9 protein-coding genes and 1 tRNA gene are annotated in these 12,651 nt (G+C 63.2%); 5 read left to right on the forward strand and 5 right to left on the reverse strand.

Going from position 1 to position 12,651, the window contains the following annotated elements; all coding sequences use genetic code 11:
• The 3 genes from ACMHYJ_RS06685 to ACMHYJ_RS06695 all read right to left on the reverse strand — a co-directional run bounded on the left by ACMHYJ_RS06685 (position 1) and on the right by ACMHYJ_RS06695 (position 2,138).
• The gene (locus ACMHYJ_RS06685) at positions 1–819 is read right to left on the reverse strand and encodes an outer membrane protein (RefSeq protein ID WP_414245423.1); all 819 of its coding nucleotides are present in this window, start codon (positions 817–819) and stop codon (positions 1–3) included.
• A 160-nt stretch (positions 820–979) separates the two neighbouring features.
• Positions 980–1,396, reverse strand: a complete 417-nt coding sequence (locus tag ACMHYJ_RS06690) for a type II toxin-antitoxin system MqsA family antitoxin (RefSeq protein WP_414245424.1) — start codon at positions 1,394–1,396, stop codon at positions 980–982.
• 657 nt (positions 1,397–2,053) lie between these two features.
• Positions 2,054–2,138 (reverse strand) — tRNA-Leu (locus tag ACMHYJ_RS06695).
• A gap of 114 nt (positions 2,139–2,252) precedes the next feature.
• Here ACMHYJ_RS06695 and tig point away from each other — a divergent pair.
• The 4 genes from tig to lon all read left to right on the forward strand — a co-directional run bounded on the left by tig (position 2,253) and on the right by lon (position 8,147).
• Positions 2,253–3,563: a trigger factor gene (gene tig / locus ACMHYJ_RS06700; protein WP_414245425.1), complete on the forward strand. Its 1,311-nt coding sequence runs from the start codon at positions 2,253–2,255 to the stop codon at positions 3,561–3,563.
• Positions 3,563–4,222, forward strand: a complete 660-nt coding sequence (clpP, locus tag ACMHYJ_RS06705; protein ID WP_414245426.1) for an ATP-dependent Clp endopeptidase proteolytic subunit ClpP — start codon at positions 3,563–3,565, stop codon at positions 4,220–4,222. Before tig ends, clpP begins: the two co-directional genes overlap by 1 nt.
• 13 nt (positions 4,223–4,235) lie before the next feature.
• Positions 4,236–5,531, forward strand: coding sequence for an ATP-dependent Clp protease ATP-binding subunit ClpX (clpX, locus tag ACMHYJ_RS06710; RefSeq protein WP_414245427.1), 1,296 nt, complete (start codon positions 4,236–4,238; stop codon positions 5,529–5,531).
• 159 nt (positions 5,532–5,690) lie between these two features.
• A complete protein-coding gene (gene lon / locus ACMHYJ_RS06715; protein ID WP_414245428.1) occupies positions 5,691–8,147 on the forward strand; it encodes an endopeptidase La in 2,457 nt (818 codons plus the stop codon).
• Positions 8,148–8,393: 246 nt separating this feature from the next.
• Here lon and lexA read toward each other — a convergent pair whose 3' ends face one another.
• Positions 8,394–9,110: a transcriptional repressor LexA gene (gene lexA, locus ACMHYJ_RS06720; RefSeq protein WP_414245429.1), complete on the reverse strand. Its 717-nt coding sequence runs from the start codon at positions 9,108–9,110 to the stop codon at positions 8,394–8,396.
• A gap of 155 nt (positions 9,111–9,265) precedes the next feature.
• Positions 9,266–10,468, reverse strand: coding sequence for an amino acid aminotransferase (locus tag ACMHYJ_RS06725; RefSeq protein ID WP_414245430.1), 1,203 nt, complete (start codon positions 10,466–10,468; stop codon positions 9,266–9,268).
• Between the two features lie 119 nt (positions 10,469–10,587).
• On the opposite strand from ACMHYJ_RS06725, the gene uvrB reads away from it, so the two are divergent.
• On the forward strand, positions 10,588–12,615 hold the full coding sequence (gene uvrB / locus ACMHYJ_RS06730) for an excinuclease ABC subunit UvrB (RefSeq protein ID WP_414245431.1): 2,028 nt from the start codon (positions 10,588–10,590) through the stop codon (positions 12,613–12,615).
• Positions 12,616–12,651 lie beyond the last annotated feature (36 nt).

Below are 12,651 nucleotides of genomic sequence, written 5' to 3' on the forward strand. Positions count from 1 at the left end.
TCAGAAGCGGTATTGCAGCCCCACGATGAACAAATCGTATTTCAGCTTGCCCAGGCGGACGTCCCAGGTATCCGTGGGGAGGTGTTCGCCCGGATAGTCGGTGCGCCCGAATGTATAGCGGGTGCCGGCGACGCCCAGGCGCCGGTATTCGGTAAACACGGTCAGGGCCGGGGTCAGCCGGCCCTTGACGCCCAGGCGCAACTGGTAGGCGAATGCCGTGTCCGATGCGCTGGCGTCTGAATTGAAGTGGTTGATGCCGGGTTCGGACGGGTTGGCGGAATCCGCCCCGGAGATCGAGAGCCGGGCCGCGCCGGCCCCGGCCCCGATATAAGGGAAAAAGCGCTGCGAGTAAGGGGTTTCGAGCGTCAGCACGGCATTGGCCATCAAGAGATAACCCTGCATGGGGATCGTGACGTATTGCGTGCCCAGAAAGGCGGGATCGACGGGCATGGTGCCCTTGGGCGTGTGCTTGCCCAGGTACAGACCTTCGAGTTCGAGCGCGGGCCGGATGCCCCAGCCTGCCTGGCCGGGCCGGATCGCGCCCCATTCGTAGCCCGCCTGCACGCCCCCCAGCCCCAGGCCGGGCGTGTCGGTGCCGCCGTCGGCGTCGATGGAAAGATTGGGCAGCGGGCGCGGCAGGAACACCGTGCCCACCTGGCGCAGCGAGGTGTTGCGCAGCGTGCCCAGGCCCCCGAATACGCCCAGGTATGGGCCGTCGGCACCGGGTTCACCCGCCGCCTGGCCGGGGGCGGCGGCGGACAGGCCGATGGCCAGGACGACAGGCAGTGACAAGTGCTTCAGGTGACGGGCTGGCGGCATGGGGCCTCCTTGGCGGGCAGTGTCCTGCTAGTGTACCGGCAAGTGCCGAGAGGCTACCCGGCCTGCGTCAAGCCCAAGTGATCGCGCCGGGATCGAAGGGGCGTCGCCCCGTCTTATGTACGGCTGACAACGTCGTGTGGGATCAGCTCGGCTGGGTCGGTCATTTGTGTGCTGCGCGTTCGAGGTGAGCGAGTGCTTCGGGGACGGCGTTGGCCACGCGCAGCAGCTTGTCCATGGCGTCAGACTGGGCGACATCATCGTGCTCATACTTGGAGAAGGCCACCGGGCCGCCACCGAAAATTCTGGCTGCCTGTGCCTGGGTGAGCCCAAGCGATTCACGTAGCGCCCGAATCTGTGCGCCAGTCAGCAGGCCATCCACTGTTTTGCGGAAAGCGATCGTGGCCCGTTTATTCTGCCGTGTTTGAACTGCGCTCGCTTGCTCCGATCCGCAGGCATCGCAAACGGAATACCGGGAATCCAGCATGGCCGTATGGCCACGGTATTTCACCTCGATCGATTCTATGTGCTCGTGCAGTTCACCCGCTTCGCAGATGGGGCATGAATTGTGCTTGCTCATGATAAGCCTCACTCTTGGGGCTCGTGCATGGCCCGTTGGGATGCTGCTGGCACCATTCTGAGTTCCGATACTTGCCTATGCTGAGGGCTTCGCTGACCAGCGTTCGGACATCCGTTATGTCGAAAGCCAATCGCTGCAAATCGAGTATGCATTTCCGGGTCCAGGCGATCAGCGCCTCGTCGCCTCTCTGTAAAACTGACCATATATCGGCCTTGTTGTATAGCGGGCCTCCAGCGATTCGGCGGTTTGTATAACCCACTGCGGGCGGATCGCCCTGGTAGACAGAGATATTCCTGTCTTTATTTACCATTATGGTAATATCCTTTGCCGCCAAATTCAAGTGAGATGCCCAGCATCAATCCAGGTATTTTGTATCGTCGTCACAGCAGCATGCAGACCGCCAGGGCCAGGGCACCGGATTGCACTGCGTGTCGGTGGTCGCTCATTTGGCGCAGCATGGCCCGAACCTCCTGCCATTGCAGCATACGATCCCGGTTTTTGGTGTTCGCAGGGTTGCGAATGTCACGGCAGGGGTTGTGTTCCGCACACCCTCATTTTCGCGGCGCACCGAGGCGGCAGAGGTCTTTTAAGGGTTGTCTTGTAACCCACTGATTTCGCTGAATATTTATGTTATGCTGTCAGCTGCTTTCAGACCAGTGGTGCGAACGGAGAGACTTGAACTCTCACGCCTTGCGGCGCCAGGACCTAAACCTGGTGCGTCTACCAATTCCGCCACGTTCGCTAGGGTAGCCGAAAATTATAACGTAAAAACCTCGGCGGCCGTGCTTTGATACGTCAAGCGCCACTTTCCGCTAAAATACTTCGTTTACTGTCCATAACTATCAATAGGTTCCGAATGCAGCCCGTGGTTGAAAAACTCTCCGGCCTAGAGCGCCGTGTCGATCTAAGCGTTTCTGTCGCCGACATCGAAAAGGAAGTCCAGGCCCAGCTTAAGCGCGTCGCCCGCACGGCCAAGGTTCAAGGGTTTCGCCCCGGCAAGGCCCCTTTGTCCATCATCGAACGCAGCCACGGCCCGTCGGTGCGCTACGACGTTGTCAATAACCAGATTGGCAAAACCCTGGATCAGGTCATTGCCGACACCAATTTGCGTGTGGCCGGCAGCCCCACGCTAGAACCCAAGCTCGAAGACGTGGACGAAGGCGTCATGGCCTTCACCGCCACCTTCGAAGTCTATCCCGACGTCGAACTGCCCGACCTGTCCACGCTGCAAGTCACCCGCAGCACGGTCGAGGTCGGCGACGCCGAAGTGCAAAAGACGCTGGACATCCTGCGTCGCCAGCGCACCGTCTTCAAGCCTGCGGCCGACCGCGCCGCGCAGGACGGCGACCGCGTGACCCTGGATTTCGCGGGCACCATCGACGGCGTGGCTTTCGACGGCGGCACCGCCCAGGATTTCCCCTTCGTGCTGGGGCAGGGCCGCATGCTGGCCGAGTTCGAAGCCGCCACGCAGGGCATGAAGGCCGGTGAAAGCAAGACCTTCCCGCTCGACTTCCCCGAAGACTACGGCAGCGAGACCGTGGCGGGCAAGCAGGCCGAATTCACCATCACGGTCAAGGAAGTCGCCGAACCCGAACTTCCCGAAGTCGATGCCGATTTCGCCAAGGCCCTGGGCCAGGCCGAAGGCGATGTCGATGCCTTGCTGGCCGACGTGCGCGGCAATGTGCAGCGCGAGGCCGAGGCCCGCGCCAAGAACCGCACCAAGGCCAGCGTCATGGATGCCCTGGCCGCCGCCTGCGCCTTCGACCTGCCCAAGGCCCTGGTGGACAGCGAAATCGCCAACCGCACCGCCGCCGCCCGCGAAGAACTCAAGCAGCGCGGCCTGCCCAACGCCGACACCATCGACATCCCGGAAGACACTTTCCTTGAAGAAGCCCAGCGCCGCGTGCGCCTGGGGCTGCTGGTGGCCGAGCTCATCAAGTCCGCCGACCTGCAGGCCAAGCCCGAACAAGTCCGCGCCCGCATCGAAGACTTTGCCAAAAGCTACGAGCAGCCCGCCCAGGTGGTCACGTACTATCTGTCCGATCGCCAGCGCCGCGCCGAAATCGAATCCCTGGTGCTCGAAGACAATGTCGTCGATCACGTCCTGGCGGCTGCCCAGGTCACTGACGAAGCCGTCGATTTTGATACCTTGATGGGAACGCGTTAATGTCCAGGTTCACCGATTTCTATGCGTCCATGTATGGCGGGGACGCGGTAGTCCCCACGGGCCTGGGCTATGTGCCCATCGTGATCGAGCAGTCCGGCCGGGGCGAACGTTCCTACGACATCTACTCGCGGCTGCTGCGCGAGCGGGTCATCTTCTTCGTCGGTCCGGTCAACGATCAGTCCGCCAACCTGGTGGTGGCGCAGTTGCTGTTCCTGGAATCGGAGAACCCCGACAAAGACATTTCCCTGTATATCAATTCGCCGGGCGGCTCGGTGTATGCCGGCATGGCCATCTACGACACCATGCAGTTCGTCAAGCCGTCCGTGTCCACCTTGTGCACGGGCCTGGCGGCCAGCATGGGGGCTTTCCTGCTGGCCGCCGGCGAGAAAGGCAAGCGCTATGCGCTGCCCAATTCGCGTATCATGATCCATCAGCCTTCGGGCGGCGCGCAGGGCCAGGCCTCCGACATCCAGATCCAGGCCAAGGAAATCCTCAGCCTGCGCGAACGCCTCAACGGCATCCTGGCCGAACGCACCGGCCAGGACATCCAACGCATCGAAATCGACACCGAACGTGATAATTTCATGTCGGCCGATGATGCCCAGGTCTACGGCCTGATTGATAAAGTCCTGGTTTCGCGCACCGACGAAACCAAATAAGTACGGGTTTGCCATGACCGAAAAAAAGGGTTCCGGCGAGGATAAACACTTGCACTGTTCCTTCTGCAACAAAAGCCAGGCTGAAGTCCACAAACTGATCGCGGGGCCTTCCGTGTTCATTTGCGACGAATGCATCACGCTGTGCAACGACATCATCCGCGACGACAAGCAGGAAGCCGCCCGCGAAGCCGTGCGCAACGAGCTCCCCACCCCCCAGGAAATCAAGACCTTCCTGGATGGCTATGTCATTGGCCAGGAAACGCCGAAGCGCAATCTGGCCGTGGCGGTATACAACCACTACAAACGCATCCGCTACGCCGACGCCAAAAGCGGCGACGTCGAGCTCTCCAAAAGCAACATTCTGCTGATCGGCCCCACCGGGTCGGGCAAGACGCTGCTGGCGCAAACCCTGGCGCGCATGCTGGACGTGCCGTTCGTCATGGCCGACGCCACCACCCTGACCGAAGCCGGCTACGTGGGGGAAGACGTCGAGAACATCATCCAGAAGCTGCTGCAGAACTGCAACTACGAAGTCGAAAAAGCCCAGCGCGCCATCGTCTACATCGACGAGATCGACAAGATTTCGCGCAAGGCCGACAACCCGTCCATCACCCGCGACGTTTCGGGCGAAGGCGTGCAGCAGGCGTTGCTGAAGCTCATCGAAGGCACCGTGGCCTCGGTGCCGCCGCAGGGCGGGCGCAAGCATCCCAATCAGGATTTCGTCCAGGTGGACACCACCAACATCCTGTTCATCGTGGGGGGCGCGTTCGACGGCCTCGAAAAAATCATCCGCGACCGCAGCGAACGCTCCGGCATCGGCTTTTCCGCCACGGTGCGGGCGCGCTCCGAGCGCGGCGTGGGCGAACTCTTTGCCGAGGTCGAGCCCGAAGACCTGATCAAGTTCGGCCTGATCCCGGAACTGGTCGGGCGGCTGCCGGTGGTGGCCACCCTCGAAGAACTCACCGAGGACACCCTGGTGCGCATCCTGACCGAACCGCGCAATGCGGTGGTCAAGCAATTCCAGAAGCTCTTCGAGATGGAAGACGTCCAGCTCGACGTCACCCCGGAAGCCCTGGCCGCCATTGCCCGGCGCGCCATCAAGCGCCGCACCGGGGCGCGGGGCCTGCGCTCCATCATGGAGCAATCCCTGCTGGGCACCATGTTCGACCTGCCTTCCAGCCTGGACATCAACCGGGTGGTGCTGGACGCCGACGCGGTCGAAGGCCAGGGCAAGCCGCAGTTGGTCAAGGGCCCGCGCAGCAAGCCCGAAGCCGACGACAGCAAGCCGCTGCGCACGGCGGCGGCTTGATCGGTCAACCCCGCAATCGGGCTTGCAGTAACGCGTATACTAAAACAGTGCCGGGTCTTGAAATCCACCGACCCGGCACCATTTATACCAGCAGGCAACATGCAAAAAAGGAAGCCTGCGCTTCCTTTTTTATTGGAATAACCGTTTTAGGAAGCAACCATGTCTGCTAGTCAGATTCTGACCCAGGAACCTGTGGATCTACCGCTGCTGCCGTTGCGCGATGTCGTGGTCTTTCCCCATATGGTCATCCCCCTGTTCGTGGGGCGCCCGCGTTCCATCAAGGCACTGGAACTGGCCATGGAGGCCGGCAACAGCATCATGCTGGTGTCCCAGAAATCCGCCGGCAAGGACGAGCCCACGCCCGAAGATTTATTCGATATCGGCTGCGCCGCCAATATTCTGCAGATGCTGAAGCTGCCAGACGGGACGGTCAAAGTCCTGGTCGAGGGCCAGCAGCGCGCGCACATCCATGCGGTGGCCGATGTCGAAACCCATTTCATGGCGCGGGTCACCGGCCTGGCCGAAGACACCGCCGACCAGGCCGAGGCCGAAGCCTTGCGCCGCGCCGTCATGGCGCAATTCGAGCAATACGTCAAGCTCAACAAGAAAATCCCCCAGGAAATCCTGACCCAGCTCAACGGCATCGAAGAAGCCGGCCGCCTGGCCGACACCATCGCGGCCCACCTGCCGCTGAAAATCGACCAGAAACAAAGCCTGCTGGAAATGCCGGGGGCGGCCCAGCGCCTGGAAACCCTGCTCAATCAGCTGGAATCCGAAATCGAGATTCTGCAGGTCGAGAAGCGCATCCGGGGCCGGGTCAAAAAGCAGATGGAGAAAAGCCAGCGCGACTACTACCTGAACGAACAGGTCAAGGCCATTCAGAAAGAGCTGGGCGAGGGCGAAGAAGGCGCCGACATTGAGGAACTCGAACGCAAGATCGAGGCGGCGCGCATGTCCAAGGAAGCCCGTAAAAAGGTCGATGGCGAACTCAAAAAGCTGAAATTGATGTCGCCCATGTCGGCCGAGGCCACGGTGGTGCGCAATTACATCGACACCCTGATCAACCTGCCCTGGCATAAAAAAAGCCGCGTCAACAACGCCCTGGCCAATGCCGAAGAAGTTCTGGACGCCGATCACTACGGCCTCGAAAAGGTCAAGGAGCGCATCGTCGAATACCTGGCCGTGCAGCAGCGGGTCGAAAAGCTCAAGGCACCCATTCTGTGCCTGGTGGGGCCCCCCGGCGTGGGCAAGACGTCCCTGGGGCAGTCGGTGGCGCGCGCCACCAACCGCAAGTTCGTGCGCATGGCCCTGGGCGGGGTGCGCGACGAGGCCGAAATCCGCGGCCACCGCCGCACCTACATCGGTTCCATGCCGGGCAAAATCCTTCAGAACATGAGCAAGGTCGGGGTGCGCAACCCCTTGTTCCTGCTGGACGAAATCGACAAGCTGGGCGCCGATTTCCGGGGCGATCCGTCTTCGGCCCTGCTGGAAGTCCTGGACCCGGAACAAAACCACACGTTCCAGGATCACTACATCGAGGTCGATTTCGATCTGTCGGACGTCATGTTCGTGGCCACCAGCAATACGCTCAATATCCCGCCCGCGCTGCTGGATCGCATGGAGGTCATCCGCCTGGCCGGCTACACCGAGGACGAAAAAGTCCACATCGCGTTCGACCATCTGCTGCCCAAGTTGATGAAGAACAACGGGGTGCAGGATGGCGAACTCAACGTGACCGAATCCGCCATCCGGGATATCGTGCGCTACTACACGCGTGAAGCCGGCGTGCGGGCGCTCGAACGCGAAATCTCCAAAATCTGCCGCAAGGCGGTCAAGCGCCTGCTGCTGGCGAACCCGATGACCAAGGGGCGCAAGGTGGCGAAGGTATCCGAATCCATCACGGTGGATTCGGAGAATCTCAGCGAGTACCTGGGGGTGCGGCGCTTCAGCTTCGGCATGGCCGAGAAAGAAGACCGCGTGGGCCAGGTCACGGGCCTGGCCTGGACGGAAGTCGGCGGCGATCTGCTGACCATCGAGGTCGCGGACATGCCGGGCAAGGGCGTGGTCACCCGCACCGGGTCCTTGGGCGACGTCATGAAAGAATCCGTCGAGGCGGCGCGCACCGTGGTGCGGGCCCGCGCCCGGCACTGGGGAATCGCGGATCAGGTGTTTGAAAAACACGATCTGCATGTGCACTTTCCCGAAGGCGCCACCCCCAAGGACGGCCCTTCCGCCGGGATCGCCATCACGACGGCCATGGTGTCCGCGCTGACCGGCATTCCGGTGCGGGCGGACGTCGCCATGACGGGTGAAATCACCCTGCGCGGCGAGGTGCTGGAAATCGGCGGCCTGAAGGAAAAACTGCTGGCGGCCCTGCGGGGCGGCATCAAGACCGTCATGATCCCCGAGGACAACGTGAAAGATCTGTCCGAAATGCCGGACAACGTCAAGAACCACCTGGAAATCATCCCGGTGCGGTGGATCGACCGGGTACTGGAAGTCGCCCTGCAGCACATGCCCACCCCGTTGTCGGACGAGGAAGTCGCCCGCCTGGCCGCCGAGGCCGTGGCGGCGGCCAAGCCCGCGCCCGCATCGGGCGACGTGCTCAAGCACTAGTGCCCCGATTGGCGTCCTGATTGGCTGATCGGGACGCCAGGCGGCGGGGCCTTGCCCGCACCGCCGCCGCCCATGTCAATCAGTAAACCCCCGGCCTGTTTTAGGAGCAAGCCGGGGGTTTTTGCGTGGTGCGCGGCTTTGTGTGTCGGGGCGTGCGCCTGGCCCGATGGTCCCGGCTGCCGGATTTTGCGGTGCGAAACGGCCCGGCTGCCGGACTCGGAGGCGCGTACCGGCCGGGCCGGAGAATCAGTGCAGGTTGCCCGTGCGGATCAGGCCCACGGCGATGCCCTCGATGGCGAAGTCATCGGCCGCGGTGATCACGATCGGGGAGAAATCCGGGTTTTCGGGCAGCAGGCGGATGTGCGGGCCCTGGTGATCCAGGCGCTTGACGGTGACGTCGTCGCCCAGGCGCGCCACGATGACCTGCCCGTGATGGGCTTCGGGGGTGCTGCGCACGGCCAGCAGATCGCCGTCCAGGATGCCGATGTCGCGCATGCTGCTGCCGCGCACCCGCAGCAGGTAGTCTGGCGGAGAGGTGAACAGGTGGGCGGAAACATGGATTTCGGCTTCGATGTGTTCGGCGGCCAGAATGGGGTGCCCCGCAGCTACTCGGCCGATCAGGGGCAGGGTATGCCGGTGAGGCGCCCCCCAGGCGGCCGGAACGCCGGAGCGCTGAGGTGACGGCGGGGCGGCCAGGCGGCCGGCCGCCGGGGCGGGCGGGCTGGCTTGCCCCCGGGCTTCGCCGGCCAGCGTGGTGGGCTGTATGCCGCGCGACGTGCCCGCGACCAGGGTGATGTAGCCTTTTTTCGCCAGGGCGCGCAGGTGGTCTTCGGCGGCGTTGGCCGATTTGAAGCCCAGTGCATGGGCGATCTCGGCCCGGGTGGGAGGGCGGCCGTCCTGCTGGATGGCCTGCACGACCAGAGCCAGGATTTGGGATTGGCGGGCGGTGAGCTTGGTGGACATGGCGGCTGCTGGATGAAAACACAGCCTGTATTTTGTCCGATTACCCTGGAGACCGCAAGCGGGGCGCTGTCTTGCGTGGCGGCGGCGGTTTGCATCGCGGCCCGCTGCGGCTATCGAACCGGGCCAGCCCGCAGGGACTGCGCCCGGTCTTTGGATTATTGCAGCACTTGGGCGATGGCGCGGGCGACGTAGTCGACGTTCTTGCTGTTCAGCGCCGCCACGCAGATGCGGCCGCTGCCGACGGCGTAGATGCCGAAGTCTTCGCGCAGGCGTTCGACCTGGGGTTTGGTGAGGCCGGAATACGAAAACATGCCGCGCTGGGTCTTGACGAAGCTGAAGTCCTGGCTCACGCCCTGGGCGTGGATCTGCTCGACCAACTGGTGGCGCATGGTGCGGATGCGGTCGCGCATGCTGGCGAGTTCTTCGGACCACAGTTGATGAAGTTCGGGCGTGTTGAGCACCGTGGACACCAGCGCCCCGCCGTGGGTGGGCGGGTTGGAGTAGTTGGTGCGGATGACGCGCTTGAGCTGGCTGAGTACCCGGGCGCTTTCGTCGTCGCCGCCGGTGACCAGGGTGAGGGCGCCCACGCGCTCGCCGTACAGCGAGAACGACTTGGAAAACGACGAGCTGATGAACAGCGTCATGCCCAGGTCGGCGAACTGGCGCACCACGGCGGCGTCTTCTTCCAGGCCATCGCCAAAGCCCTGGTAGGCGATGTCCAGGAAGGGCACCAACTGGCCCGCCTGCAGGGTCTGGGCGATTTCGCGCCATTGCTCGGGGCTGGGATCGACGCCGGTGGGGTTGTGGCAGCAGGCGTGCAGCACCACGATGGTGCCGGCGGGCAGGGCTTTCAGGGATGCCAGCATACCGTCGAAATCCAGCCCGTGGGTGGCGGCGTCGTAGTAGGTGTAGCTGATCACGGGAAAGCCGGCGGCCGAGAACAGGGCTTCGTGGTTGGCCCAGCTGGGGTTGCTGATGGCGACCTGGGCATTGGGCAGGATGTGTTTCAGGAAGTCGGCGCCGACCTTGAGCGCGCCCGTGCCCCCCAGGGTCTGCACGGTCAGGGAGCGGTGATCGGCCAGCAGCGGGGAATGCTTGCCCAGCAGCAGGGTGGCGGCGCCCTGGTTGTAGCCGGGGATGCCGTCGATGGGCAGGTAGTTGCGCGGGGCGGCCTGCTCGAACAGGATGGCTTCGGCCTGGCGCACGGCCTTCAGCAGCGGCACCTGGCCGTTGTCGTCGGTGTAGATTCCCACGCCCAAGTTGACCTTGGTGGACCGATTGTCGGTTTTGAATTGTTCGTTCAGGCCCAGGATGGGGTCGCGAGGGGCGAGTTCGACGGAAGCGAAAAGAGAGGTCATGGGATACCGTGAGGACGATGTTAAACGAGAGGACGGGAAGACAAAAGTGAAATGGTCTTGGTCGCCAAGGCCAACGATGTGATAATAAGGGGTTAACCCGAATAGTGTCTAGGCGAACCATGGAGAACCAGAAAAACTCTCCGGGCTTTGTGCATTTCCCGGATAGTCCTTTTCAGCTGTACCAGCCGTATCCGCCCGCCGGCGACCAGCCCGCGGCCATTGACGCGCTGGAGGCCGGCGTGCGCGATGGCCTGATGTGCCAGACCCTGCTGGGGGTGACGGGCTCGGGCAAGACCTACACCATGGCCAACCTGATCGCCCGCACCGGCCGCCCGGCCATCGTGCTGGCGCCCAACAAGACGCTGGCGGCGCAGCTGTATGCCGAGATGCGCGAATTCTTCCCCCGCAACGCGGTGGAATATTTCGTGTCGTATTACGATTATTACCAGCCCGAGGCCTACGTGCCGTCGCGCGACCTGTTCATCGAGAAGGATTCGTCCATCAACGAACACATCGAGCAGATGCGCTTGTCGGCCACCAAAAGCCTGCTGGAGCGCCAGGACACCATCATCGTGGGCACGGTGTCCTGCATCTACGGGATCGGTAACCCGGCCGATTACCACGCCATGGTGCTGACTCTGCGCACGGGGGATCGTATCGGCCGCCAGGAAATCCTGGCTCGTCTGGTATCCATGCAGTACGAGCGCAACGATACGGACTTCGCCCGGGGGACGTTTCGCGCGCGCGGCGAGACCATCGACGTGTTCCCGGCCGAGCACGCCGAGCACGCCTTGCGCATCACCCTGTTCGACGACGAAATCGAATCCCTGGACTTGTTCGACCCCTTGACCGGGCAATTGGCGCAAAACCTGCTGCGTTTCACGATTTTCCCCAGTTCGCACTATGTGACCCCGCGCGAGACCGTGCTGCGGGCCATCGACACCATCAAGGTCGAACTGCGCGAACGCCTGGCCGACCTGACCGCCGAGGGCCGCCTGGTCGAGGCCCAGCGGCTGGAACAGCGTACCCGCTTCGATCTGGAAATGCTGCAGGAGCTCGGGTTTTGCAAGGGCATCGAAAACTATTCCCGGCATCTGTCGGGAGCGGCGCCGGGCGAACCGCCCCCCACGCTGATCGACTACTTGCCGGCCAATGCCCTGATGTTCATCGACGAAAGCCATGTCACCATCGGCCAACTGGGCGGCATGTATCGCGGCGACCGTTCGCGCAAGGCCACGCTGGTGCAATTCGGCTTTCGCTTGCCGTCGGCCCTGGACAACCGGCCTTTGCGCCTGGAGGAATTCGAGGCGCGCATGCCGCAGTGCGTCTTTGTTTCCGCCACCCCCGGCGCCTACGAGGCCGATCACGCCGACGAGATCGTGGAACAGGTCGTGCGCCCCACGGGCCTGGTCGATCCCGTGGTCGAGCTGCGCCCCGCCGCCACCCAGGTGGATGATCTGCTGGGCGAGGCCAAGCTGTGCATCGCCCGGGGCGAGCGGGTGCTGGTCACGACGCTGACCAAGCGCATGGCCGAGGATCTGACCGAATACCTGCAGGAAAACGGCCTGAAAGTGCGCTACCTGCATTCCGACATCGACACGGTCGAGCGCGTGGAGATCATCCGCGATCTGCGCCTGGGCGCTTTCGATGTCCTGGTGGGCATCAACCTGCTGCGCGAGGGCCTGGATATCCCGGAAGTCTCCCTGGTGGCGATCCTGGATGCCGACAAAGAAGGTTTTCTGCGTTCCGAACGCAGCCTGATCCAGACCATCGGCCGGGCCGCGCGCAACCTGAACGGCCGGGCCGTGCTCTATGCCGACCGGGTGACGGACTCCATGCGCCGCGCCATGGACGAGACCGCCCGCCGGCGCGAAAAACAACAGGCGTTCAATGTCCAGCACGGCATCACGGCGCGCGGGGTCAGCAAGGCGGTGCGCGACCTCATCGACGGGGTTTCGGTGGCCGCCGCCGCCGCGCCCGACGCCGGTTTCGACGAAACCGTTCTGGGCGATGAAAAAGCCCTGGCACGCGAAATCAAACGCCTGGAACAGCGCATGAACGAGCATGCCCGCAACCTGGAATTCGAGCAGGCCGCCGCCGTGCGCGACACCTTGCGCAGCCTGAAAGACCGCGCCCTGCTGTCCTGATTTCCGGTTTTGCAAAGTTCTGACAGATCGGGTTTT

Source organism: Castellaniella hirudinis (assembly GCF_047468865.1).
Classification (GTDB): Bacteria; Pseudomonadota; Gammaproteobacteria; order Burkholderiales; family Burkholderiaceae_B; genus Castellaniella; species Castellaniella hirudinis_A.

Excerpts from the sequence above, each read along its gene's own strand:
- lexA (WP_414245429.1), bottom strand. The coding sequence starts at position 9,110 with ATGTCCACCAAGCTCACCGCCCGCCAATCCCAAATCCTGGCTCTGGTC.
- uvrB (WP_414245431.1), top strand. The coding sequence starts at position 10,588 with ATGGAGAACCAGAAAAACTCTCCGGGCTTTGTGCATTTCCCGGATAGT.
- ACMHYJ_RS06725 (WP_414245430.1), bottom strand. The coding sequence starts at position 10,468 with ATGACCTCTCTTTTCGCTTCCGTCGAACTCGCCCCTCGCGACCCCATC.
- tig (WP_414245425.1), top strand. The coding sequence starts at position 2,253 with ATGCAGCCCGTGGTTGAAAAACTCTCCGGCCTAGAGCGCCGTGTCGAT.
- clpP (WP_414245426.1), top strand. The coding sequence starts at position 3,563 with ATGTCCAGGTTCACCGATTTCTATGCGTCCATGTATGGCGGGGACGCG.
- lon (WP_414245428.1), top strand. The coding sequence starts at position 5,691 with ATGTCTGCTAGTCAGATTCTGACCCAGGAACCTGTGGATCTACCGCTG.
- ACMHYJ_RS06690 (WP_414245424.1), bottom strand. The coding sequence starts at position 1,396 with ATGAGCAAGCACAATTCATGCCCCATCTGCGAAGCGGGTGAACTGCAC.
- ACMHYJ_RS06685 (WP_414245423.1), bottom strand. The coding sequence starts at position 819 with ATGCCGCCAGCCCGTCACCTGAAGCACTTGTCACTGCCTGTCGTCCTG.
- clpX (WP_414245427.1), top strand. The coding sequence starts at position 4,236 with ATGACCGAAAAAAAGGGTTCCGGCGAGGATAAACACTTGCACTGTTCC.